This is a genomic window from Bacillus sp. FJAT-22090, assembly GCF_001278755.1.
In the GTDB taxonomy this organism is placed as follows: domain Bacteria; phylum Bacillota; class Bacilli; order Bacillales_A; family Planococcaceae; genus Psychrobacillus.
This window is the reverse complement of sequence record NZ_CP012601.1, coordinates 2,706,305-2,731,475: the sequence shown is the minus strand read 5'-3', so window position 1 is coordinate 2,731,475 and position 25,171 is coordinate 2,706,305. Positions and strand designations below refer to the sequence as shown.

General features: G+C 35.9%; 26 protein-coding genes, 1 pseudogene and 1 other annotated feature. Of the genes and pseudogenes, 22 read left to right on the top strand and 5 right to left on the bottom strand.

Features of this window, described 5'->3' with window-relative positions; translation table 11 throughout:
• Window positions 1–14: 14 nt before the first annotated feature.
• The 8 genes from nikB (at window position 15) to AM499_RS13660 (ending at window position 7,419) form a co-directional block, all read left to right on the top strand.
• On the top strand, window positions 15–935 hold the full coding sequence (gene nikB / locus AM499_RS13695; protein ID WP_053590745.1) for a nickel ABC transporter permease: 921 nt from the start codon (window positions 15–17) through the stop codon (window positions 933–935).
• 11 nt (window positions 936–946) lie between these two features.
• On the top strand, window positions 947–1,960 hold the full coding sequence (locus AM499_RS13690) for an ABC transporter ATP-binding protein (RefSeq protein WP_053590744.1): 1,014 nt from the start codon (window positions 947–949) through the stop codon (window positions 1,958–1,960).
• Window positions 1,957–2,958, top strand: a complete 1,002-nt coding sequence (locus tag AM499_RS13685; RefSeq protein WP_053590743.1) for an ABC transporter ATP-binding protein — start codon at window positions 1,957–1,959, stop codon at window positions 2,956–2,958. Before AM499_RS13690 ends, AM499_RS13685 begins: the two co-directional genes overlap by 4 nt.
• Before the next feature lie 82 nt (window positions 2,959–3,040).
• Window positions 3,041–3,793, top strand: coding sequence for a sensor histidine kinase (locus AM499_RS13680; protein ID WP_053590742.1), 753 nt, complete (start codon window positions 3,041–3,043; stop codon window positions 3,791–3,793).
• 47 nt (window positions 3,794–3,840) lie between these two features.
• The gene (locus AM499_RS13675; protein ID WP_053590741.1) at window positions 3,841–4,548 is read left to right on the top strand and encodes a response regulator transcription factor; all 708 of its coding nucleotides are present in this window, start codon (window positions 3,841–3,843) and stop codon (window positions 4,546–4,548) included.
• Window positions 4,545–5,843: an SLC5/6 family protein gene (locus AM499_RS13670; protein WP_053590740.1), complete on the top strand. Its 1,299-nt coding sequence runs from the start codon at window positions 4,545–4,547 to the stop codon at window positions 5,841–5,843. The genes AM499_RS13675 and AM499_RS13670 overlap by 4 nt, the downstream gene beginning before the upstream one ends.
• Window positions 5,844–5,892: 49 nt before the next feature.
• Window positions 5,893–6,198, top strand: a complete 306-nt coding sequence (locus AM499_RS13665) for a monooxygenase (RefSeq protein ID WP_053590739.1) — start codon at window positions 5,893–5,895, stop codon at window positions 6,196–6,198.
• 225 nt (window positions 6,199–6,423) lie between these two features.
• Window positions 6,424–7,419, top strand: coding sequence for a YecA family protein (locus AM499_RS13660; RefSeq protein ID WP_053590738.1), 996 nt, complete (start codon window positions 6,424–6,426; stop codon window positions 7,417–7,419).
• A 438-nt stretch (window positions 7,420–7,857) separates the two neighbouring features.
• Here AM499_RS13660 and AM499_RS13655 read toward each other — a convergent pair whose 3' ends face one another.
• Both AM499_RS13655 and AM499_RS13650 read right to left on the bottom strand, forming a co-directional pair.
• Entirely contained in the window at window positions 7,858–11,568 is a 3,711-nt protein-coding gene (locus AM499_RS13655; protein ID WP_053592210.1) for a S8 family serine peptidase, read from the bottom strand.
• Between the two features lie 249 nt (window positions 11,569–11,817).
• A complete protein-coding gene (locus tag AM499_RS13650; protein ID WP_053590737.1) occupies window positions 11,818–12,006 on the bottom strand; it encodes a hypothetical protein in 189 nt (62 codons plus the stop codon).
• A 156-nt stretch (window positions 12,007–12,162) separates the two neighbouring features.
• On the opposite strand from AM499_RS13650, the gene AM499_RS13645 reads away from it, so the two are divergent.
• From AM499_RS13645 to AM499_RS13615, 7 genes and pseudogenes are all read left to right on the top strand, one after another.
• A complete protein-coding gene (locus AM499_RS13645) occupies window positions 12,163–12,384 on the top strand; it encodes a hypothetical protein (protein ID WP_053590736.1) in 222 nt (73 codons plus the stop codon).
• A gap of 72 nt (window positions 12,385–12,456) precedes the next feature.
• Window positions 12,457–12,891, top strand: a complete 435-nt coding sequence (locus AM499_RS13640) for a YusW family protein (RefSeq protein ID WP_053590735.1) — start codon at window positions 12,457–12,459, stop codon at window positions 12,889–12,891.
• Window positions 12,892–13,227: 336 nt separating this feature from the next.
• Window positions 13,228–13,421 (top strand): annotated as a pseudogene (locus tag AM499_RS22425) (IS5/IS1182 family transposase); the annotation flags it as partial.
• Window positions 13,422–13,567: 146 nt separating this feature from the next.
• Entirely contained in the window at window positions 13,568–13,915 is a 348-nt protein-coding gene (locus tag AM499_RS13630) for a PadR family transcriptional regulator (protein ID WP_053590734.1), read from the top strand.
• The gene (locus tag AM499_RS13625; RefSeq protein WP_053590733.1) at window positions 13,902–14,900 is read left to right on the top strand and encodes an HAAS signaling domain-containing protein; all 999 of its coding nucleotides are present in this window, start codon (window positions 13,902–13,904) and stop codon (window positions 14,898–14,900) included. Before AM499_RS13630 ends, AM499_RS13625 begins: the two co-directional genes overlap by 14 nt.
• A 208-nt stretch (window positions 14,901–15,108) precedes the next feature.
• A complete protein-coding gene (locus AM499_RS13620) occupies window positions 15,109–15,942 on the top strand; it encodes a YflT domain-containing protein (RefSeq protein ID WP_053590732.1) in 834 nt (277 codons plus the stop codon).
• A gap of 96 nt (window positions 15,943–16,038) precedes the next feature.
• Window positions 16,039–16,950 (top strand): exonuclease domain-containing protein, encoded by a 912-nt coding sequence (locus AM499_RS13615; RefSeq protein WP_053590731.1) that lies wholly within the window; start codon window positions 16,039–16,041, stop codon window positions 16,948–16,950.
• 431 nt (window positions 16,951–17,381) lie between these two features.
• Here the strand turns inward: AM499_RS13615 and AM499_RS22070 are convergent, their stop codons facing one another.
• The 3 genes from AM499_RS22070 to argS all read right to left on the bottom strand — a co-directional run bounded on the left by AM499_RS22070 (window position 17,382) and on the right by argS (window position 20,424).
• Window positions 17,382–17,960: a collagen-like triple helix repeat-containing protein gene (locus AM499_RS22070; protein WP_231687460.1), complete on the bottom strand. Its 579-nt coding sequence runs from the start codon at window positions 17,958–17,960 to the stop codon at window positions 17,382–17,384.
• Window positions 17,867–18,400 carry a hypothetical protein gene (locus AM499_RS22065; protein ID WP_231687459.1) on the bottom strand — a complete coding sequence of 178 codons (534 nt, stop codon included), beginning with the start codon at window positions 18,398–18,400 and terminating at the stop codon, window positions 17,867–17,869. The genes AM499_RS22070 and AM499_RS22065 overlap by 94 nt, the downstream gene beginning before the upstream one ends.
• Before the next feature lie 359 nt (window positions 18,401–18,759).
• Complete coding sequence (gene argS / locus AM499_RS13605) at window positions 18,760–20,424, bottom strand: arginine--tRNA ligase (RefSeq protein ID WP_053590729.1); 1,665 nt, start codon at window positions 20,422–20,424, stop codon at window positions 18,760–18,762.
• Window positions 20,425–20,466: 42 nt separating this feature from the next.
• Window positions 20,467–20,686 (bottom strand) — a binding site (T-box leader).
• Window positions 20,687–20,815: 129 nt separating this feature from the next.
• On the opposite strand from argS, the gene AM499_RS13600 reads away from it, so the two are divergent.
• The 7 genes from AM499_RS13600 (at window position 20,816) to AM499_RS13570 (ending at window position 25,100) form a co-directional block, all read left to right on the top strand.
• Complete coding sequence (locus AM499_RS13600; RefSeq protein ID WP_371256499.1) at window positions 20,816–21,661, top strand: MBL fold metallo-hydrolase; 846 nt, start codon at window positions 20,816–20,818, stop codon at window positions 21,659–21,661.
• A 102-nt stretch (window positions 21,662–21,763) separates the two neighbouring features.
• Window positions 21,764–22,609, top strand: a complete 846-nt coding sequence (locus AM499_RS13595) for a DUF1028 domain-containing protein (RefSeq protein ID WP_053590727.1) — start codon at window positions 21,764–21,766, stop codon at window positions 22,607–22,609.
• 102 nt (window positions 22,610–22,711) lie between these two features.
• The gene (locus AM499_RS13590; RefSeq protein WP_053590726.1) at window positions 22,712–23,479 is read left to right on the top strand and encodes a GNAT family N-acetyltransferase; all 768 of its coding nucleotides are present in this window, start codon (window positions 22,712–22,714) and stop codon (window positions 23,477–23,479) included.
• Window positions 23,480–23,532: 53 nt separating this feature from the next.
• Window positions 23,533–23,883, top strand: a complete 351-nt coding sequence (locus AM499_RS13585) for a VOC family protein (RefSeq protein WP_053590725.1) — start codon at window positions 23,533–23,535, stop codon at window positions 23,881–23,883.
• A 28-nt stretch (window positions 23,884–23,911) separates the two neighbouring features.
• Window positions 23,912–24,100 carry a hypothetical protein gene (locus AM499_RS13580; RefSeq protein WP_053590724.1) on the top strand — a complete coding sequence of 63 codons (189 nt, stop codon included), beginning with the start codon at window positions 23,912–23,914 and terminating at the stop codon, window positions 24,098–24,100.
• Window positions 24,101–24,239: 139 nt separating this feature from the next.
• Window positions 24,240–24,611 carry a VOC family protein gene (locus tag AM499_RS13575; protein WP_053590723.1) on the top strand — a complete coding sequence of 124 codons (372 nt, stop codon included), beginning with the start codon at window positions 24,240–24,242 and terminating at the stop codon, window positions 24,609–24,611.
• A 141-nt stretch (window positions 24,612–24,752) separates the two neighbouring features.
• Window positions 24,753–25,100, top strand: a complete 348-nt coding sequence (locus AM499_RS13570) for a hypothetical protein (protein ID WP_053590722.1) — start codon at window positions 24,753–24,755, stop codon at window positions 25,098–25,100.
• Window positions 25,101–25,171 lie beyond the last annotated feature (71 nt).

Genomic DNA, 25,171 nt, shown 5'->3' with positions numbered 1-25,171 from the left:
AAGGGGGATTCATAATGTTTTTATTTATAATGAAACGCTTGGTGCAGATTGTTCCTGTCATATTAGGTGTCACCTTAGTTGTGTTTTTAATTATGCAAATGGTTCCCGGAGATCCGGCGGTTATTATGGCAGGGGAGGGAGCTTCGAAAGAAACTATTAATGAATTGAGAGAAGACTTAGGTTTAAACAAACCACTTCACGAACAATATCTTTCGTATGTAGGGAATGTATTTCAAGGAGATTTAGGAAATTCGCTCAAAAATAATCAACCTGTGTTAGATGAAATTATGATTAGACTACCTATTACAATGGAGCTTGCTTTTTTTAGTATTACTATAACAATAGTACTCGGACTAATTGCTGGAATTATTTCAGCAGTGAGACCATACTCATTTTCTGATATTACAGTAATGGTTATAGCGTTGCTTGGAATATCACTGCCAAGCTTTTGGTTAGGTCTATTACTGATGTACGTGTTCTCGGTTAAATTGCAGTGGCTGCCAGTAGCTGGGTGGGATAGTTTAGCACATATAATTTTACCGGCTATTACGCTTGGGGCAGGAGGAGCAGCTATTGTAGCGCGTATGACGCGTTCCAGTATGCTCGAGGTTGTTGGGCAAGACTATATACGTACCGCAAAAGCAAAAGGACTTAAAGGTCAAGTGATTATTTATAAACATGCTTTACGAAACGCATTGATTCCTGTTATTACAGTCGTTGGGTTACAGTTTGGTAGTTTACTAGGGGGAACTGTCTTAGTAGAATCAGTATTTGCCATAAATGGTTTAGGTCGAATGATAGTAGATGCAATACGTACACGTGATATTCCAATGGTACAAGGTGGAGTACTTGTAGCTTCTTTAGTTTTTGTATTCGTAAATCTATTAGTAGACGTTATGTATAGAGTGTTCAATAAACGAATCGATTTAAACTAGGGGGGAAAACAATGGAAAGAGAAATTGTATTAGAAGTAAAGAATTTAAAAACACATTTTATTTCTAATAAAGGCATTTCAAAAGCCGTGGATGGCATAGATTTTACTTTGAGAAAGGGTGAAACACTGGGGATTGTTGGAGAATCAGGTTGCGGAAAATCCATGACTTCTTTATCGATCCTTCGGTTAATCCCTTCGCCGCCTGGGAAAATAGTGGATGGTCAAGTTTTATTGAAGGGACAGGACTTAGTAAAAATGTCCGATGAGGAAATACGGAAAATTAGAGGGAATCGTATTTCGATGATTTTTCAAGAACCTATGACTAGCTTAAACCCTGTTATCCCCGTAGGGGAGCAAATTGCTGAAGCATTAAGGTTGCATCAGGGATTAACTAAAAAACAAGCGTGGGATAAATCAGTTGAAATGATTGGTCTCGTTGGTATTCCTTCTCCTGAAAAAAGAGCAAAGCACGAACCATTTCAGCTTAGTGGTGGTATGAGACAAAGAATAATGATTGCTATGGCATTAGCCTGTACTCCAGAAGTTCTGATTGCCGATGAGCCAACTACTGCGTTAGATGTTACTATTCAAGCGCAAATTTTAGAAATTATGAAAGATTTACAAAAGAAAATTGGAATGGGCATTATCTTTATCACACATGATTTGGGTGTAGTAGCTGAAATGTGTGATCAAGTTGGGGTCATGTATGCAGGACAAATTGTAGAACAACAAGTTGCGAAAGATTTATTTATAAATCCTTTACATCCTTATACACAAGGGCTGATTGGCTCTCTTCCTAAACTATATGAAGATCAAGAAGAGCTACAAATTATTGAAGGTACTGTTCCGAGTCCTTATGACTATCCAGTTGGTTGTAGATTTGCAGAAAGATGTCCATTTGCACAAGATATTTGTGTTCAAAAGCAACCGAATTTAACCCAAGTGGATGAATTAAGTAAAGTTAGGTGTTGGAAGTATTCAGAAGAATGGCAAGAGAGTTTTACAAAAGAGGTGGTTGCGCCATGAATAATACCCTAAAAGAAAAAGTGCCATTATTAAAGATTTCTGATTTAAAGCAGCATTTTGTGTTGAAAAGAGAAGTTATGTTCCAACCTAAACAGGTAGTAAAGGCTGTTGATGGTATAAACTTTAGTCTATTTCCTGGAGAAACATTAAGTATCGTAGGAGAGTCGGGGTGCGGTAAATCGACAACTGGACGTTCTATTCTACGTCTTGATGAACCTACTGAAGGGGATGTAGTGTTTAAAGGCAAATCTCTTCTTAGAATGAGTAAAAAAGAGCTTCGAGATATAAGAGGTAACATACAAGTAATATTCCAAGACCCCTATGCTTCTTTAAATCCTAGAAGAACAATACGTCAAATGTTAGAGGAAGCAATGGCGATTCAAAAGGTACTCCCTCCTAATAAGCGAGAGGTGAGAATGTTAGAGTTGATGAAGCATGTTGGGCTACGCCCCGAATACTTAGAAAGGTATCCACATGAATTTTCTGGAGGTCAAAGACAGCGTATTGGTATAGCTAGAGCACTAGCTGTAAATCCAGAGATAATAATCTGTGATGAAGCTGTTTCAGCTTTAGATGTATCGATTCAAGCGCAAATATTAAACTTATTAAAGAAATTACAAAAAGAGTTCGATCTTACATTTTTATTTATTTCTCATGATTTAAGTGTGGTGCGACATATTTCGGATCGAGTAATGGTTATGTATTTAGGGAAAGTAGTAGAAATTGCAGATAAATATTCTTTATTTAATAAGCCTATGCATCCATATACGAAGGCCCTTTTATCAGCTATACCTGTAATCGACGAAACAAAAAGGAGAGAAAGAATCATTTTAAAGGGAGATGTTCCTTCTCCAATAAATCCTCCTACAGGTTGTAGATTCCATACGCGTTGTCCCTTTGCAACAGAGCGTTGTTTCCAGGAAGAACCTATTTTAAGGGAAATAGAGACAAATCATTCGGTCGCTTGTCATTTTGCTGAGGAATTATTTACAAGATAAAATATTACTTAAGATGATTTACTATTCTTAATAATGAGGATACGATAGTGAAATAAGATATTTAAGAAAGGACGTATACAAAATGATGCCTTTAGAGTCTTTTTCCTTATACGTCTTGATATGTGTATTAGCTCCTCTAGTAGGAGCTTTTACTCTTTCGTTTGTAATGATTTTTGAAAGACAGATTGATAATCTCCAGAAAGAAGCATCTAAGCTTGCTCTAGAAAAAGAATTACAACATGCAAATTACGACCAGTTGAATCAACAAATACAGCCACACTTTTTTTTTAATACATTAAATACGATGTTGAGTTTAGCGCGCTTAGATCGAAAAGAAGAATTGATAAAAGGTTTAGAGGTTATGGCTAAATTCTTTAAGTTTAAATATATTACACATGCTTCTTTAATCAAAGTGGAGGATGAAATAGCATATGTAAATAATTACTTGGAAATTCAGAGCTTACGTTTTGGAGAAAGGCTAGAAGTTAGTATACATGTAGAAGAACAATGTGAAAAAGCACTTTTACCGCCATTCATGATTCAAACGATTGTTGAAAATGCTTTTAAACATGGTTTTGAGAAAAATATGGGTCCTGCAAGATTGAAAATAATTGTTTACCATTCGGATGGATTTTTGTTTTTGGAAGTTTGGAATACGTATTTAATTGAACCTATAAATGAAAAGAAAGAATATAAACCAGAAGAAAGTGGATATGGAGTACGGAATATCCAAAAAAGATTAGATTTGTTATTTCCGACACAGGTCCACTATTTACAAATGAGCTATGTCGGAAATGAAACACTCGTGGAAGTAAAGTTTCCATTAACTAAATAAGAAGGATTATCATTCTATTAAAATATTTAAAAGAAAGGGGGAGAAATATGAATATCTTACTAGTTGATGATGAAGCCTTGGAATTAGAGCAATTGGAATATATTATGAAGCCGCAATTTCCTAATTGGACATTTTATAAAGCACAAGATGCGTCTATTGCGCTTCAAATAGCTGGAAAAGTTACTATATCTTTGGCTTTTTTAGATATACAGATGCCTGGTAAGAGTGGCTTAGAGCTTGCAAAAGAATTAAAGAAAAACTATGAAATCGATATTATTATGGTTACGGCTTATCAATCTTTTGAGTATGCACAGACATCTTTACGAATAGGTGTAAACGATTATTTAACTAAACCTATTGTAGAGGATGAATTGTTAAGTCTTCTTGAGAAGTATAGAAAATGGAGTTCCCAAAATGACTCCATTCAAGAGGTACTACGCATTATTCGAGAGGAATTTAATGAAAAGTTGAGCTTAAGTATTGTAGCCAATCGCATACACTTGAATGCTACTTATTTAAGTCGTAAATTTTTTGAAGAGGTTGGAATAGGTTTTGCAGATTATTTAAATGCTTATCGATTAGAAATGGCTAAAAAACTATTAGTGGATCACAAGGAGATGAGTATTGCAGTTATTTCAGAAAAAGCAGGATTTAATAGTCAGCATTATTTTAGTGCAATGTTTAAGAAACAGTTTGGAATAACACCATCCGAATATAGGATTAATCCAAAAAAAGCTGTAGGATATGGAATATGAAAACGTATCGTCACTATATAACAGGTTCTTTGATTTTTGGTATTTCATCCGGAATGATTAGTCTATTGGCAAGATGGATTACAGGGAACACGATTCTTTCTTCCCCTGAATCTCTTGTGAAATATGGATTACTCGGAGGAATTGGTTATTCATTAGTTGGGGCTTTTTCGATATTTATGTTTGGAAATCTAGCAGGAAAGATTAGAAATAGATTTCCTCAAATTGAAACACTGGGAGATGTGTTTCAGAAACGTTTACGAAAAGATGGCTATTGGTTAATGACAAGTATAATTCTTTTTCTAGGATTAGATTCTCTCTTTATGCAAGCAATAGGAGCAGCTGTTTTATTTGATTTAATATTTAACATTCCATATACAATATCGTTATTTTTCTTTTTCCTCTATTGTTTTGCTATAGCGGGATTAGGAGGGATGAAATGGATTTCTCGATTAGAAGGTGTTGCCATTTTTTTTATATTTGCTGCTGTCATTTTTATCCCATTGTATTTCTTCATTCAAGAAGGGGCATTTAGAGTGTATGATGGCATACGCTTATATCATCCATATTTATTGTTTGCTAAAAACCAAGAAGCTTTTGCATTTATTTTAACTTTTATGTTAGTAGGCTTTGGACAGGTACTTACCGATCGATCTACTTGGCAAAGACTCTATATGATGGAGCAAAGAAAGGTCCGAATCACTTTTTGGTCCACAGCATTTGTTTGGAGTACGATTCCTATTGCACTATCTGCCATGCTCATGATTGTAATCTTTGAAGGATCTTTTGGAGAAACTTACACGCTCTTATTTCAATTAATAACTAAAATAGACCCGCTTTTTCTTTCGGTTTTATTCTTTTTATTTTGTTTTGGTGCTATTTCAACAACGATAAATGCAGAAATACATGCTACGACCATTCATTATATTAAACACATACGGTTACCGATTAAAAAGACTATGTCGGATAAGCAGCTGAAAAAAGAATCGTATATTTTTTCAGGTATACTATTATTTTTTCTCTTAGTGGTAACCCATTTTGTAGAATTTAGTTTGCTGGACTTTTTATTTTTCTATGGACACTTATACGCTGCTTCTATTCCTGTAATGTTAATCATCATTTTTTCAAAGCGTGAGATTTCTAGATTACTACCCTATTCAATTGTCATTGGTTGGCTCTTAAGTGTGACACTTTTTACAGAGTTCACATCCCTGCAAACGATTTGGATTAGCTTTGTTCTTTCTTCCATTTTTTCTTATATATCGATGTTATTTGCAAGGATAGAAATGTCCGTGTAAAGCCAAACTACAAATTATAAAATAGAAGTAGATAAAAGGAGATCAACAAATGCCATATATTTTACAAGTAGATTTTAAACAAAATGGTCCTTACGGAAAAGAAATGTATGAAGCATATGCAGATTTGGCAAAAAGTATAAATGAAGAAAAAGGGTTTAAATGGAAAATATGGACAGAGAACGAAGAGACGAAAGAAGTAGGTGGAATTTATCTTTTTGAATCAGAAGTAGATGCCGAAAACTACTTGACCATGCACTCCAATCGCTTAGAAAGTTATGGGATAACCGAAGTGAATGGAAAAATTTTTAAGGCGAATGAAGCATTAACAACGATTAACGGTGGACCAATGAAATAAAGTAAAAAAATAGGGAAACACTAGCCTTGAATAAGAGGTTGGTGTTTTCCTTTTTTATAGCCTATAGGCGAATTGCTGCATCCATTCTATTTCATTACATATCAACAATGAAATTTAACAGAGCTTTATACTAAGAAATATGCACCAAGTCGTTAGTTCCTTAATTGTCTACCAATATTATGATAGACTAAAACGATATGTTAATTAGTAAAAGGAAGTGTTTAGATGGTAGGACGTAATGATCCCTGTCCGTGTGGGAGCGGGAAGAAATATAAAAAATGTTGCGAGTCGAAAGAGACTATTACAATAGAAGAAGTTCAGTCAGAAGAGTTGGAACGAATATTACAGACGTTTTACGAGGAATATCCAGAAAGAAAAGACTTACCTAATTACGTAGAGCTTGTAAAAACATGGAGTGAGCCATTAAAAAAATATTTGGACCAAGAAATGATTGAAGCGATTGTACTAGATGAATTCTTTTTCCATCACCAACCAGAAATTTGGAGAGACTATTTAGAAAAGCAGCAAAAGAAAGTAGTGCGACCTTCGACATTAGAAGTGTTAAAGATGTGGGAAGAACCTCGAGTGTACATTGGTGAAGTAGAAGAGGTGGAAGAATATTATTTAACTGTAAGGAACATTTTTACAAAAGAAATCATTAAACTGAAACGAGAAAGTGAAAAACCAGTACCGGTAGGAATGCATACGTATTGCTTTGTATTGCCAGATGGAACGGAAGAAAACCATTTTTTAGCTATTTCCAGCTTAATCTTCTTTCCGACAGATCACAAAAGCGTATTTGAGAATCTAACGAAACAATACGAGGATCAGCAGGAGGTAACACCATCAGATTTTCTTAAAGAAAACGGCCCAATATTTTGGAGTTTACTTGGAGAAAATGGCTATGAAGGTGGGGAATATACACACTTTGAAGCAGGGGTACTACAAGTCGCTATTAATTTTTTGAAGAACAATGATAGAGAGTATGAAAAATTATTAGAAATAGTGGAAGACTATTTATTTGAACAGCAACCGAATGCTCGTAAAGAAGTAGCTATTGCGGCAGGTGCTATTCGATTTGGACAAGAAAATGGACTTTTTGAACCGTTAAATTTGACGGTGAAGGAAATCGCTGAGAATTTTCAAGTATCGACTTCATCTTTAAATAAGTACTATCATGAGTTAAACAGTTATTATGAATCTTTGAAAGTATCTAAATAAGTAAAAAATGAAGAAGGAGGCTGTCCTGAAAGTCATAAAAAATGACTTTTAAGGGCAGCCTCTTTCTTCGTAGCTTCTATTAAAAAGTGTGATAGATTTCCGTTCCAGGCGGACGCTTTCCGCCGGCATGGCTTCAGCCGCTTCCCTCGCTACGCTCAGTCCAGGGTCTTCAGCTCATGCTATTCCGGCTGGAGTCGCCGCCTGAAACGAAAATCAACTATTATCCGCTTTTCAATTAGTAAACTATCATGCCATTAATAGAGCAAGTTTTTATCACTTAAGTTTTTTCAATAGTATTTATAGAAAACCGTTGAAACGGCCCCTTTCTGCAGGCGTTGCCGCCTTTCACTCCAATCAACATTTTTAGAAGGAAACACAAAAGCAGATGGAGAAAAACGAGTGGTTTTTCTTCATCTGCTTTATTTAAGGACTTATTATTTAATTTTTATCTTTTCCTTTTGGTGGTTTTGTTTCTTTTACTTCTTGCTTCGTAACAGAAATATTTTGTACTGATTCGTTACCGGCTAAGTCCACCACTTTTAGTTCAAAGTTATTATTACCTGGTTCTAATGGAAGTTCTACATCTACAGTATGATTGTAGCCTTTCATTGCGTATGGCTCAGAAAGTGGATTATAGAATACTTCACTTCCATTCAAGTACAGACGAACCTCATCAAAGTTATCACCAACTTGAACTTGTATTGTTGGATTAGGATCTTCTGCTTTAACATTTTTAGGTAATGATTTTTTCACTGCTTGTACAGTTGGTTTTTCTGTGTCTACAATAATTTTACGAGTGATAGCCATTTTATTATCAAATTCATCGATTGCTTCCACATTTACATCGTGTACACCACTATTGAATGTTAAAGTGTGTGAGAAAGCTTTACCGTCGAATGATTTTGCAGCTACACCATTTATTTTTAGTGATTTGATAGCAGAATCATCTTCGACAGTTCCTTCTACCAATATATTAGAAGTATTATATGTTCCTAATGCCTCTGGTGATTGAATAAAGATAACAGGTTCTTTTGTTTCTGTTGCATTTCCTATTGAAGCCTCTTCTGTAGTCACATTACCTGCGATATCCCAAACTTTAACAGACAGCTTATCTCCTGGCTGAGCTTGTTCCACCACATAAGACTCAAGAGTAGCAGCTTCTGTTACTTCCTGATCATTTACATAAACTTCTACACGATCAATTCCAACACCGTCATCACTTGCATTAGCAATTGCTAACGTTTTTGTAGATGGATCAAATGTAACATCAGCAGAAGGGGCTTTAGTGTCAACAATGATTGGATATTCAATCGATTGCCATTGTGCACCTTCAAAATCAATAACTCCTCTAAGTTGGATTTTATATTGTCCATCAGCAGCTGGTTTACCGTTTATTAAACCGTCCCATCCATAGGCTGAATTATAAGTGTATGGAGCTCTAGTTGCTGAATCAATATAATGTTTCGTCAAATATCTTTCCGTACGAATAGTTCGTAACTTCTTACCATTTGCATCTAGAATATTAACTTCAAAGTTTTTTGCGTTACGTAATAAAGAATAAACAGGAATAGCTTTATCTAAAGTTCCATCTCCATTTGGAGAAAATGCGAATTTAGTAGGATCGAAATCATCGCTTAGAGATGAACCATTTATAAAGTTTCCTTGTTCATCAGCTAGAGCTTGGAAACCCCAGTAAGTTAAATCTTCCCATGCAAATTGATCGAAGATTGGTGCATCATCCCATGAACCATTAAATCCAAAGAAAGGTACTGTTAATGGTACATTTCCAGAAGTCTCTTCATTAGGGTCCACTAGCTTAACAAATCCATCAATGAAGTAACCATTTGTGAAATACTCACGTAACCATTCAGAGCCGGAAGCGTCTACAGCTACATTAATTGTTGACTCCCCGTTAGCTGGAATAGTCACAGTTGCAGGTACAGAAATTGTTGCATCCGTTTCGTCCAATACATATGATCCATAAGCTGCATTGTTTGGAATTGTAACAAAATTAGCCCCAGCATTTACTGGGCGATCCACTTGCAACTGAACTTTCACATCATATGTTTTTTGTTCATTACTAAAGTTTTTAGCCTTTAATGCGAAGTTGAATTGTCCACCATTAATTTCTTTTAAAGCTACTTTTGCTTCGCCAGTTGAAGCATTTGTTACCATTACATCCGTTTCTAAAGCATTAGCTAGCTGCATAATCCCAGCACCTTGGCGACGTGGTGATACATATTCACCTGCTTTAAGTTCTACTGGTTTAGCAGTGTTCATCATTAAGTTTTTGGCAAATTGAACACGAGCAGCTCCAGTAAGTCCGAATTCCTCATTAACTCTTTCTAACACTAGTGCAGTTCCGCCTGCTACGTGTGGAGCAGCCATGGATGTACCACTCATTAACCCATATTCGTTGTCATTTAATGTAGAGAAAATATTTCCACCTGGTGCAGTGATTTCAGGTTTGAAATCTAAGTTGGGAGTTGGACCCCATGATGTAAAGGAACTCATTTTACCTTTTTCAGGGTTTGGCGTATCCAAATATTTTCCATCAAACGCAACAGTTACTACTTTTCCTGCATCTAATCCAGCTTTCATAGCAAGACCATCTGCTTGAAGTGTAGACATATATGGAATTTTAATAGCTGGATCAGATGCCATATTAATCGTACCAGCTGCATTATTGTAAACAATAACACCTGCAGCACCAGCAGCTTGAGCATTTAAACCTTTTTCAACAAAAGAAATGCTTCCACGAGAGACTAAAGCAAATTTACCTTTTAAATCTTTGCCAGTGAAATCTTGAGGTGTCCCAAATCCAGCAAATACAACTTCATAGGAATCTTGTGGAAGTTCGCTAGGATCTTGGTCGTTAGCTAATAAAAATAAGGAACGACCAGATTCGGTACCATCCAATGAATATTTAAAGCTCGATGCTGTAATGGAATCGTTCTCAAAGGAAGCAACTCCAAAAGAATCTTCCGAAACAGAAGGGGAGCCAGTTAATCCATAGTCTTGGTTATCTGCATATGGATACCAAGTACCTGATCCGAACATATCGGAGTTACCAGCAGAGATTGCTACTAACAATCCATTTTCTTGTGCTCGTGTCACTGCTTGTTGTTCTGGACTGCTATTATCTACATAGCCAGCTGTAGAACCTAGAGACATATTTAATACGTCCGCTCCTAACTTAATCGCATCATCCATTGCTTTTACATATATATCCCCATATGTAGAAGGGAATAATGGGTCATTTCCAAAAACTTTCAAAGCAAGTAATTGTGCTTCGGGAGCAACTCCTTTAATTCCACCGTTTTCTTCATCGCCGTTTGCTCCTACAGTACCAGAAACGTGCATACCATGCATGGAAGCATCTGGGCCAAGGTCACGAATCTCTGTATTTCCATCCATATAGTTATAACCAAAAGGAACTTTAGATGTGAAATATTGTCCTGGTTCAATAGAACCTTCTGCTAAAAGTGAACTAACTTCCGAGGAAGTAATGTCCCCTGAGGAATTGTCGGATAAAATCATATCCCTGTGACTTGGGTCGATACCAGTATCGATAACTCCAACAACCATACCTTCCCCTTTGAAGGAGTATTTTTCCCATGCTAATTGAGCTTGTACTAATTCTTTTGAATGAACCATTTGTGGCTCGATGCTTGGTCGTTCGTATTCTGTCGTTTCATAGACAGCTTTGACCCCTTCCAATAAACCGATACCTGCAACATCTCTTGCTTCTACTTCAGCAGAGAAACCATTGAACACAGCAGTAAACTCTTCTTTAAATTGTATATTAGTAGAAACCTTTTTTACTTTTTCTTTAACATTCTTTTGATTGTTTTCAATTGCCGATTCTACAGATTTGCGTTGGGATTTTGGTAGGTCCTTGTAAAGCACCCCTTTGTTCGTTGCAGTTTCTATAGCAGGTGCTTGTTCCAGTTCGACAATAATCCGAACCTTTTCCTTAGGATTTTCAGGAGCCAAAAGTCGTTGTGGTACTTTAGGCGTTGATTTTTGTACTTGAATAGATGTGAGCTGTTTTTCTAGCTGTTTAGCTGCTACTGGAGCTGGTGCGCCAAATGATGCAGTGCTAAGTGCCAAAGTAGTAGCAAGTGCAATGATTGTCCCATTTCTCATTTTCCCCAATGTTATTTCCTCCCCAAATGTGGTTCATTAATTAGACAAAGTTCTTAATAAAAACTCGTCCTATTAATATGACAATAGAAATTTACCATATATTCAGAAGATTTAAAATCCTACTTAAGAATGACAAAAAATAGAATTAGAGGGAAAATAGACATATATAAATAATGAATTAGGAGCTAAAACCCAATATTTCTACATAAAAAGACACTGATATCTTTTTTAGATACCAGTGCTTTAACATTACTGACCTAATATACTATTGAACAAACCCTTTTTTGAATTCGAAGTAGAGTTATTTTTTGTTCCTCTAATAGGAGTGTTTGTAAAACTATTGAATTGCTTTGATAGCTTATCACGAGATTCTTTGTTTCTCATTAAAAACGCTGCACCCAAGCCTAGTGCCGTCAATGCCATCGTATTTTTTTTCATATGAATTACCCCTTTCAAAAAAATGTTTTGTTAATTAAATAGATTCCCCCAATTTAAAATTTGTAAACTACAAATCTTGTTTTTAGAAAATGTTTAGTGTAGGTAAAAAAGGTTATACAATTAATAACAAATTTATATATAAAGGGAGCGAAAAATATGACGAAGAAATCATCTGAAGATCGTGAACGCAAAGAAGGTCGTCGATTGGATAATCCCGATTTAGTCGATACTGAAAAGGAAAGTCTATTCGATATAGATGAAGATATGCAAACAGTTGATCCGATACCTGTGGAAGAATTAAATGAAAAGGTAAAGGATGAAAAAGATCATCGTGCAACAAAGTCTACTTCATCCAGCGAAAAGCGTTATCCAGATTAAACGTTTATCCTTCTATACTTTTGGATAACCTAAGTTTAGAAAATCATTTATGTATAAGAGGGAGATTTGGCTATGAAGAAAAGGTATGCATTATATGGGAGTTCGTTATTATCTATTGCACTGTTTCTAGGAGCATGTGGGGATAATGAAGAAATGGAAAATGCTCCATCTGCAGATGATGCCCAGAGCGAATTTGGATTCCAAGCATTTGATTTAGATATTGATACTGCAGAACATAAAGATGCAATTGATGCCTCGTTTGATATTGATGTTTCGGAAACAGAAGCAGAATATGAAAATAAATTAGAGTCAAAAAAATTAGTTGGTGATGAGGCTTACGAGGCGTTAAAACCGATTTTTAAAGATCTCGCCTTAACAAAAGATCTGAATAAAGAAGAAACAATTGAGAAAGTATCGAAAGCATTCGGGGTAGAAGACTATACAGAATTTGAATTAGAAATTGAATTTTCGGATGGAGATACACAAGAATTTACAGATAGAAAATAAGAAAAAAACCCAATTCATATGATGAATTGGGTTCAGACTGTAGACAAACTCAAAGAAATTTGAAATTGTCTATAGTCTTTTTTTATTTACAATACATAGTTAGGAAATCGTCGATTTCCATTTCAGGCGCTACGCTTTCCACGGGCACGGCCTCAGCCTTCTCCCTCACTACGCTCAGTCCGGGTGCTTCGGCTCGTGCTGTTCCCGTATGAGTCTTCGCGCCTTCCACTCCAATCGACTAGTGTTGGCTAATTTAAAAAGTGTTGAGTTTCTAAATCTACTAAGATGTTAAGGTGTTGAATATCATGATGACTAAAAACCAATTCAATGAACGTGATCTTAAAAGCGATTATGGAACGTGGTCTCTAATCAGAAGACCATGTATTCTTGATTCAACTCATTTGAAGGCGAGTGCCAATAAACGCAAGTATGGCAAGAAGCTCGTAAGAAAAGAAACACGTGCCTACGTGGAAAAGCTTCAAGAAGAGCTGAATCTAGATCGTGAAGAAAACGGAAAAACCCGTTGCCCCCGGATTTGTCTACAGTCTGACCAATTCATATGATGAATTGGTTTTTTTAATTGTAAAAAAATCATTGTTGTATGTATCACAATAGTGTATGATGCATAGTATAAGTATATAGTGTACAACACACAGTAAAAGAGGTGATATCAAGATTGAGCAATTTACTAAATTCTTTCATTACAGAATTAAGAAGAGGAACACTGACCTTAGCTGTACTAAGTCAACTACGTGTTCCACAGTACGGGTACTCACTTGTCCAATTATTAGAGAAGTCAAACATTGTAATAGATCAAAGTACTCTATATCCATTACTTCGTCGCTTAGAAAAACAAGATTTAGTAGTCAGCAGCTGGGACACTACCGAAAGTAGACCTCGTAAGTATTACGTATTGAGTGAATATGGTAAGGAAATTTTAGAACAGTTAAAGGAAGAATGGGAAAAAACGTCAAGGGAACTTTATACATTATTGAAAGGGGAAGAAGGGGATGCATCTAATTGATATTTATATCCAAGAAGTAACGCGCAGACTTCCTGAAAAAAACCGGGAGGATATTGCACTTGAGCTACGTTCAACAATTGAGGATATGTTACCTGAAAACTATACAGAGGTAGATGTAAAGGAAGCCTTAACAAAGCTAGGTAATCCAGTTACTCTTGCTAGTGGTTATTTAGATCGACCTATGCATTTGATTGGTCCGATATATTTTGATGCGTATGTAACTTTATTGAAAATGATTTTACCGATTATGGCTGTTATTGTTCTTGTAATCGTGAGTATTGAAAATATTTTATCCTTTAATGGGGAAGAAGCGGTAATTGGTATACTTCTCGATATTATGGGAGAGGGAATTTGGGGAGTTATTAATGCGGCAATTCAAACTTTCTTTTGGATAACATTAGTATTTGCGGTATTAGAGAGAACCGATATATCAAAAGAGAGTGTATCGCTAAACACAGGGTTTAAGAAATGGACCCCAGATGACTTAAAAGAAATTCCTGTTATTTCAAAGAAAAGGAAAATTCCCAATGTAGAGATATTTGGAAGTATCGTTATGATTGCAATTTTTACAGCTGTATATTTCAATGCCGTTCATTTAGTTGGGGTGTATGAAAACGTTCAGGGTGAGCTAAGATTTGTAACGCCCGTTTTTAATCAGGAGGTATTACAATCTTATTGGTTAATTGTAGTTGTGGCAATTGTAGTTGAAATGTTTTTAGTATTTTACAAGTTTATGGTTGGTCAATGGACTAAAAAGGTTGCAATACTGAATTTAATTAGGAATTTAGTATCAACCATTGTTTGTATTATTATCTTCACAAACACTCAGTTAATAAATGAGGATTACATCATCTATTTTGAGGAATTGTTTAATATTACAATGAATGTCAAGGGCACTTTCATGGTAGGAATTATTCTATTGTTTGTCGTCTTTGCAGTCATTGATGTTATACAAGGATTTCGAAAAGCTTATACGAAGGGATAAGAAGATGGAAGAGGTGCAAATTTGCAGCTCTTCTTTTTTTCAAATAAATGGCTATGCTGTTGATTTCCTTTATAGGCGGACGCTCTCCGCGGTCGTCGCTTATGCTTTTCCTTATCAAATATTGCAGGTCTATTAAATTATGCATTATAGGTTTTTTTGAATGATTAGAGGGTAAAGGATACATAAGACAAAAAAAGGAGGAAACACAATGAACATTGAATCAAATCGACGAATTGAAGTAGCTCGTTCAGAAGAAGAGATGTATGAAAAGTTGGAACTCCTACAAGAACAAGGATACGCAGAAAATGACATTCATGTAATTTCTCGAGAAAGTGCACACCTTAACACGCTTAATCGTCATTCGGATGTCTCTACTCATGAAGCGGGTACGTTTGTGGATAAATTTAAGTCGTGGTTCACTGGAGAAGATGCTGTGACAGAAGGATTAAGAAAATTGGACTTGGATGAATATGAAACAGAACGCTACGCAAAAGAAGTGTCAGGAGGAAGCATCGTTCTATATACCGACGTTTTAACTCATGCAGATGATGCGAATTTTGAAAATCGACAAGATGATACTGTATATACAGATACAGTTGGAACAAGAGTTGTTCAATCTCGTTTTACAGAAACAGAGGAACCAATAAGTGATTATTCGAAAGAGCAAGGTTTCACACCATCTACCAATCAATTTGTAAATAAAACAGATGGACGTTATGATGAACCTCAAGATCGATTTGTACGAGGAGAAACATTTGCAACAGATCCCTATTTAGCAAAAGAAGAAGATCATATTGGACATTCTATGCAAGAGGATAGAATCGTGCGTGAAAAACGACCAAGCTTTAATGAAAGTTTGACTAATGAAGAAAAAAATTATGGAAACCAATCCCCGGGTGCTGATCCAAATTTAGGGCCAGCAGCATTTGGAGATGAATCAATAGAGGAAGAAGAAAATCGTCACACTCCTGAACAATATGAGGAAAAATTGGAGAGAGAAAGACGTCTCGATGAAATGCCTCCAATGAATAGATTATATTAAAGAAAACAATTTTCCCCTTGCAGCAATTGCAAGGGGTTTTAAGTGTTTAGTAGTTTATGAGATAATAATGAACAAAGTGTTAAAAGGAGTGATGGAATGGACTTCGTAGCAATAGATTTTGAAACTGCAAATAGTTTACGTACAAGCGTGTGCTCTATTGGAATTGTGCAAGTAAAAAATGGGGAAATCAAAGAAGAAATACATACTCTAATCAATCCATTAAGCGAGTTTCATTACTATAATACAAAAATTCATGGAATAACAGAAGATATGGTCATTAGTGCCCCAACATTTGAAGAATTTTGGCCAAATTTTAAAGGATTCATAGATAATCAAATGATTATTGCTCATAATGCTAGCTTTGATATTAGTGTTTTGAGGGCATCATTAAATAACTTTCATGAGACATATCCTAACTTTCAGTACGGCTGTTCCTATCAAATTGCGAAAAAGGTTTGGCCAAATCTTTATAATCATAAATTATCTACAGTATCAAATTATCTCGGTATTAGCCTAAGACATCATGATGCTTTGGAAGATGCACGGGCCGCAGCGTTAATAACACTTGAGGCACTTCAGAAAACGCAGACAAACTCTATTCAAGACCTTTCAAAATTACACAAATTAAAAATAGGTACTCCAATACCTCCAAAGAAAAAGGTATCTCGTCCGATAAGTAATGCAGATGTGTTTATTCAATCACTTGAAACTGAATTTAGTTCTCCAAATAGGAAGCACCCACTTTATGGAGCTAACATTGTTTTTACAGGTAGAATGATTTCAATGACAAGGGTGCAAGCTGCCCAACTCGCAGTTAATTGTGGTGCCAACTGTAAAGGTAGTGTCGATAGCAATACAAATGTTTTAGTCGTTGGGGACAACGATTTAGTAAGGTATGTGCAAGGGGTTAAAAGTACTAAAATGAAAAAGGCAGAAGAGATGATTCGTCAAGGCCTGCCAATTGAAATTGTTGGGGAACAAGATTTTTTAAGGTTAGTAAAAGTATAATTTTTTAGAATGGTTCAGACAAAAATAATTATGACTGAACTGTTTTTTTAAAATAAAATAATACTTGTAATAGTATAATAGAAAGATTTATTAAAAAATTCTTAAAAGCTTTTTATAAATAATTATTGTATGGGAGTTGTTCTTTAAAGAGCAACTCTTTTTACGGTTCTGTTATTTATTACGGTAGACTTTTAAATTGTAAAACGCGCATTAAAGTGGTTTCAACACCTTAAAGCAAAGGGGTACCAAGATGTGGTCATACAGCACGTTTTTGTGAGTCTATAGCAACTCATACGGACATGGTGCCAGCGTGAAAGGCTATAAATTTACGCTCTTTGCATATAAAAAAGAAAGTTTAAACGAGAGTACTTAACAAAATGAAAAGAAGCTGACCATTAGTTTTTTTCACTAAGGGCAGCCTTATAAAGTGACTATGAAGAAATTTTCTTGAGAGTGATGGCAGCATTGATACCGATTTGTGAACCGCCTCCATCTAATCGCAAGTCAAGATAACTTGGTAGGGATGTATGATTACGGAGAGTTAAATCAGTATTATCCTTTAAACGAAGAATTTGAATACCTACATTTTGGTTATTTCCACTTTCATCGCTAAAGGATGTACCTTCAATCTCTATACCATTTGCAAATAGAGTTAACTGGTTTGGATGTCTCCCTGATAAGTGATAAATAATTTCGTAAACTCCACCATGTTTAATGTGGATAATTGCTTCTCCTTCTTTATGGGTAATTCCTGCTGTCATAATACCATTCTTATTAAATTTGATATCTTCTTCTTGAAAAGTCCGTTGCTTATCGGTATTAAAAATATAAGCATATTCTGAAATCCCTACAGATGGTCCAGGAGGTCCCGCCACTCCAGGGGCACCTTTAGCTCCAGTTGGTCCAGTCGGCCCTGCTACCCCAGGAGGTCCTTGTTTTCCACGAGGACCGGTTTCACCTTTATCTCCCTTATCTCCTTTTGAACCAGGTATCCCAGGAGCTCCTGCCACTCCAGGAGGTCCCTGTTCACCGGGAACTCCTGGAGGTCCTTGTTTTCCACGAGGACCGGTTTCACCTTTATCTCCCTTATCTCCCTTATCTCCTTTTGAACCAGGTATCCCAGGAGCTCCTGCCACTCCAGGAGGTCCCTGTTCACCAGGAACTCCTGGAGGTCCTTGTTTCCCAGGAGAACCGGTTTCACCTTTATCTCCCTTATCTCCTTTTGGACCAGGTATCCCAGGAGGACCTTGCTCTCCTTGAGGTCCAGGCCTGCCTCGCGGACCCTCATAACCCATTGCCCCCCGAGGTCCCCTTGCCCCAGGAGGACCTTGCTCACCAGGAGGACCTTGCTCACCAGAAGGCCCCTCCAAACCTCGTGGTCCTCGCCTGCCCCTAGGGGGATGAATCTTTCCACACTTGCTGCATGGTTCTCTTTTTTCCAATTGTTCACTTCCTCTCTCTATTAAAGTATTCAAAAGGGGTGAGGGGGGTTGGACTTTAGTCAGTGGTGGAAAATCTAATATTATTCGGGTGAATAAGTATTTAGGAGTTGTATTGCATGGCATTTGATTATAGTTGGGACTTTGGCTCAATTAATTTTTAGGGAACTTCTAGAGTTGCATCGCTTAGGAAGAGGAGAGCAGGGAGACTTTTATAGTTAGGAATAAAGGATTCAAGACTAAAGCTGTAAAAGAAATGATTAATCATTTGTTTGAGTATTCAAATGTTGTACTAATAGATAATATAAGTTCAAATGAAAAGGGGGAACAAAGGAACTGAACTAAGAAATGGACAGTTCCTTTGTTATGTTTACATTTCGCTTGGCGCATTCATACCTAACAATCTTAACGATTCTCCTAACACAGTTACTACAGAGTGAACAATTGCTAAACGATAAGGTAAGTGAGTAGGGTCTTTTAAGATTTGCACGTTACCATAAAATGAATTAAATACTTGTGACAAATCTAATGCGTATTTTGCTATTAAGGATGGGTCATATTCAGAAGTAGCTCGCTGAGTGATGGATGGAAATTGTTGAAGTGATTTAATAACTTCCCATTCATAATCATTGACTTCTGTCACTAGGAAAGTTTCTACTTCTTGAGCTTTTCTTAAAATAGAGCAAGCACGTGCATACGTATATTGTATATACGGTCCTGTTTCACCCTCGGTTTGAAGCATTTTCTTTAGATCGAATTCTATGTCATGCTTTCGGTGTTGTTTTAAATCACTAAAGATAATAGCTCCAACCCCTACTTCTTTTGCAACCTCTTTTTTATTTTTTAGCTGAGGATTTTTTTCTTCTATTGTTTTCTCAGCTAATTGAATAGCCTCATTTAATACTTCTTCTAACAGAATTATTTTACCTTTTCGTGTTGATAATTTTTTTCCGTTCTTCAAAATCAATCCAAAAGAAATATGTTGAATTGCTTCGGACCACTCCAATCCCATTTTGTTTAACACAATTTTTAACTGCGAAAAGTGTAGGCTTTGTTCGTTTCCAACAATATACAAAGACTTGGAGAAATGATAACTCTTTTTTCGATGAATGGCAGCTGTTATATCTCTTGTCGCATACAAGGTTGCACCATCTGACTTTTTTATTAAACATGGTGGTACATTTTCTCCAACATCTACTACAAATGCCCCGTCAGACTCTATTAATAGTTTTTTTTGTTGTAATTCATCCACTATTGAATCCATTTTGTCATTGTAAAAAGCTTCCCCTTGATAGGAATCAAAAGTAACCCCAAGTAGATCATAAATCTTTTGAAATTCCTTTAATGATTCTGTTCGAAACCATTCCCATAGAGCCAATGCAGATGGCTCGCCGTCCTCTAATGATTTAAAAGCTGCTCTTCCTTTATCATTAAGGGTTTCGTCTATTTCCGCTTCTTTATGAAAATGAATATACAGTTCTAGTAAAGTTTGAATAGGGGCTTTTTCCACCTTCTTTTTGTCTCCCCACAAATGATAAGCTACGAGTAATTTTCCGAACTGCGTGCCCCAATCACCTAGGTGGTTGATCTTAATTGGTTTATAACCACTTTTTTCTAGTAATAAAGCAATTGAATTTCCTATAACTGTTGAACGTAAATGTCCCATGGAAAATGGTTTTGCAATATTTGGAGAGGACATATCAATTGTAACTATATCTCCAGCTCCATGATAAGAAGAACCATATTGTACACCTTCTGTGTGAATGGAACTTAAAACGGAATTTGTAAATGGTGCACGTTTCATGAATATATTTACGTAACCGTTTACTGCTTCAGCATTTTCAATATTTTCGTCCTCCAAACGTGTAGCTAATTCTTCTGCAATTACATGAGGCGACTTCCTTTGTTTTTTGGCAAATGAAAAACAAGGTAGGGCATAGTCGCCTAAATGTGCATACGCAGGTACCTCAATCATATTCTCCTCGATTATTTCGGATGTGAAATTTTGAAGAATGTCTACAACTAGCTGTTTCATCTAAACTCCTCCTAAATAAAAAAAGCCCTCGTCTCATCATAAAAATGAGACGAAAGCTTGAACTTCCGCGGTACCACTCAATTTGCCTTTAATAGGCCACTTTCTCTTAACGGTGAGTCTCCGGCTTAAAAGAAAAAGGGCTCTTGCGTTTTTCTTTTAAGCATCTCCAAAGTGCGGTTCACAACTCATCATAACTAGGCTAACACCATCCCTAGCTCGCTTGGTATTCCGATGTTGTTACTCTCTTTATCACAGATATTAAAAATGAATTTACCAAATAAGAGAGAAGATGTCAACTTGTTTAGTGAAGTAAATAGGGTGGTATAAATATATACAGCAGTGAGAAACTAAATGTAAGGAAAATGAAAAGAGGGATATTGTGGATCATACTATTTCATATGGTGATGATTATAAATTTATACCTGCAACATCAGTTGGAAGTGGTGTAGGATTTGAGGTGCTCCCAGATATTTTTTGCCATACGATTCAAATTGTCAATATATGTTTAGTTGGACACCCTCAGTCTAATGATTTTGTTCTAGTGGATGCTGGTATGCCACATTCATCAAAGGAGATTATCTCCATTATAGAGGAACGGTTTGGTGAAAACAAAAAACCTAATGCCATTATTTTAACTCACGGACACTTTGATCATGTAGGTGCAATTATTGAGTTAGTGGAGAAATGGGATATACCAGTTTATGCACATAGTTTGGAATTGCCTTTTTTAACAGGAAGGGAAAGTTATCAAAATCCAGATCCTACAGTAGAAGGCGGTATGGTAGCCAAAATGTCTGCTATGTTTCCAAAGGATCCAATTAACTTAGGAAATCTTGTGAAGGAATTGCCATCAGATGGAACAGTTCCTCATATGCCAGGTTTTAAATGGATTCATACTCCTGGACATACGCCAGGTCATGTATCCCTGTTTAGGGATGAAGATAAAGTTTTAATAGTTGGAGATGCATTTGTTACTGTAAAACAAGAATATTTATATAAAGTAATCACTCAGGAGCAGGAAATTAGCGGCCCTCCAAGATATTTTACAACAGATTGGGTGGCAGCAAGGGAATCAGTGGAAAGGTTAGCCGAATTAAAACCCAAAGTAGCTGTTACAGGGCATGGCTTACCAATGACTGGTGATTTATTAGCTAGTAACCTACATCTATTAGTAAAAGATTTTGAACAGATCGCGATGCCTAGTTATGGAAAGTATGTTGATGAAATAAAAAATTAGCTTTAAACCCACCCTCTTAAGATAGGGTGGGTTCTTTTAATTGACAGAATATAAAGTTAAAATAGAAGTATACAAGGGTGTGGAAAATGAGAGGGGTACAAAATGACATTTTCAATTATTGGATATGATCCGCAAACGAAAGAGTTAGGTGTGGCAGTAGCGTCCAAATTTTTAAGCGTAGGAGCAGTCGTTCCTTTTGCAAAATCCGGTGTAGGTGCTATCGCAACCCAATCCTGGGCAAATTTAGATTATGGTAAATATGGACTTGAGTTGCTTGAAAAAGGACTGGAACCTAAGGAAGTTTTAAAGAAACTTGTTGAAAATGATGATAGGTCTGCACTTAGGCAGGTAGGAATAGTAGATGCACAGGGAAAAAGTATTACCTTTACAGGCGAGGATTGTTATGATTGGGCAGGTGGTTATGCTGGAAAAAATTTTGCTATACAAGGAAATATTTTAGTGGACCATCACACTGTAGAAGCAATGCAAAATTCTTTTGAGCAAGCAGACGGTTATTCCTTAGCTGAACGCTTATTAGCTGCTTTGTATGCGGGAGATCTTGCAGGTGGTGACAGCCGTGGAAAACAATCTGCAGCTTTGTTAGTTGTAAAAGAAAATGGCAGCTATGGAGGATTTAATGATCGTTATATTGACCTTCGAGTAGATGATCATGAAGAGCCTGTTAAAGAGTTAGCGCGTTTATTAAAATTACATCGGCTCTATTTTGAAGCTACTCTGCCAGAAGATGTTTTAAAAATAGAAGGTGAACTACAAGAAGAGATTCAAAATTTACTCTATGAAAATGGCCATTTGGATCGAGATCTTGAAGAACGTGAGGATTTATTAGATGCAGTGCAATCTTACCACCTCATGGAAAACTTTGATGAGCGAGTTCAACAGAGGGGATTTATAGATCAAAAAGTCTTGGATTATATGCGGATTAAATAAATGAGGAGAATCATAGAAAAATAGGGTTCCTCCTTTTGTTAATAAATTATCGGGACAGAATATTTTAGTAAAAATAGTTAACTAATAAGTGGGGAGAAATAGATGGAAACAATTGAAATAGTTGAGTTAGACGAAAAGAATTTAGATCATCAGGGATGTTATTGTCTTCGTAGTAAGCCAAATTCAACAGGTTACATAAATAAAAATGATTGGCTTAAAGGAAGTTTCAGTGAAGGTTTAAAGTATATAAAAATTATAGAGAATAGCAAACCAGCAGGGTTTATTGAATATGCACCTATTGAAAAATCTTCAAGAGTAGTCTATGGCGAGAATTATTTAGTCATTCATTGTTTATGGGTTAATATCACGGGAAAAGGGTATGCCTCATTATTAATTAATAAATGCATTCAAGATGCAAAGGAACAAAGTAAAGATGGAGTTATTGTGATTACAAATCCAGACACTTCTTGGACACCAAGTAAGGACGTTTTTGTTAAAAATGATTTTATTGAAGTAGATCATGCTCCTCATGGTTTTGAATTACTTGTAAATAAATTTGGAACCTCACCTAACCCATATTTTCCAAAGGATTGGGACGAGCGGCTTGAACCTTTTATAGATTTAACAATTCTCCGTACACAGCAGTGCCCATTCGTAGATATATCAACCGATAATGTTGTCAATGGAGCAAACAAATTAGGTATAAATGCCAAAATTATTGACATAAAAAACAGAGAAGAGTTGTTGAGGCTTTCGCCAACGCCTTATGGTATCTATGGAGTCGTCTACAAGAAAAAATTAGTTTCGTTTCATAGACTCACCGTTCACTCTGTCATGAAACGGTTAAAGTCTATTCGGTATTACCTTTAATCTAGCATATTAAAGAGTAAAAAATAGAACTGATAATATTGGAGGTCGTAACTATGAAAATAAAAGGTTTCGGTGGAATTTTTTTGAGATCAAATGATGTTGATTCATTGAAAAATTGGTATAAAGAAACTTTAGGAATATCGATGGACGATTGGAATGGAACTATCGTTAAACCGGATACTGACAACGAAACAATTTTTTCTTTTTTTAATAAAGAAAATGATTACTTTCCAAAAGAACAGTCTGTGATGCTAAATTTTCAAGTAGAAAAAATTGAAAAATGGATAGAGCATTTCAACAAAATTGGGGTACCACTTCTAAAAGAACCTGAAAAAAGCGAGTATGGAACATTTACTTGGATTTCTGATCCAGAAGGTAGATGGATTGAAATTTGGGAGAAATAACTTAAATATCATCAGGGAGGCAAATGTAATGCATACGGTTATGTGGATTTTCTGGGGTTCCATAGTAACTCTCGTTGTAGGCAGCTATCTTGTGGATATTATTACTGGTAGGAAATATAATTTCAAAGAACAGGAAAAGTCATTGAATCAAAACTTTGCGGAAGCCGATTCTTTTCGCGAAGTGGATCGGTATAACCATCAAAATGGGTCGTTTTAAGAGAATCTCTTCTATGAGTTGCGATGCTAAACTTGATTTTAATATAAAGAACAAACTGAAAGGTGTTTTTCAAAGTAATAGTGTATACTTAATTTATGAAATAAATTTTCTAAATTATTAATTTTTTATTGGAGGAATTATGAAACTAGGCGCATTTTCTGTAAGTTTAAGTGTAAAGGATATTAACAAATCAAAATCATTTTACGAAAACCTAGGATTTCAAGCATTCGGAGGGGATATTACCCAAAAATGGCTCATTATGAAAAATGAAAGTTGCGTAATTGGTCTATTCCAAGGAATGTTTGAAAAGAACATGCTGACTTTTAATCCAGGATGGAATGAAAATGCCGAAAATCTAAATTCGTTTACGGACATTCGAGACATCCAAAATCAGCTTAAAGAAAATGGAATTAAACTACTGTCTGAAGCAGATGAAACAAGCAAAGGGCCAGCACATTTCACAATTGAAGATCCTGATGGAAATACCATTCTTTTAGATCAACACAGATGAAATGAAGGGAGCGATTCTTTATAAGAATCGCTTTTTTTTATAGAACAAACGTGTGTTTTAGTTGAAGAGTTCATTGAGTTGCAATGTAGCTCTTTTTTCTTTTTCAACTAACGAAGCAGGTTAGTTGAAGGAGGAATCTATATGGTAAAGTTAAGTAATTGTTATTTAAGGAGGGCACTGCATTTGGGATTTGATGTGGTCTTATATGATCAAAAAGGTAGAGAGATTGGATTATACGAGTTGAGTGAAAGTCTACATAATGAAATATTTAATTCTAAGAAGCTGTGGCGTAGTTATTTGGAACTTAGAAGACTAAGCGATTTTTATCTTACTAATGAAACATTTTCAGGAGAGAGACTTTCCAACCTAATAACAGACCTTAATAATTACAAAGTATATATTTCGATAAATAAACTTAACGAATTTGAAGAATTTATAAAACAATTGTCCAGTTCGGAAATAGGCAGGGTACATATTGCTGGAGACTAAACGATATCTTATTCTCGTTGAACAAACGGGTGCTTTAGTTGAAGATTATGGGTTGCATAGGCAACTCTTTT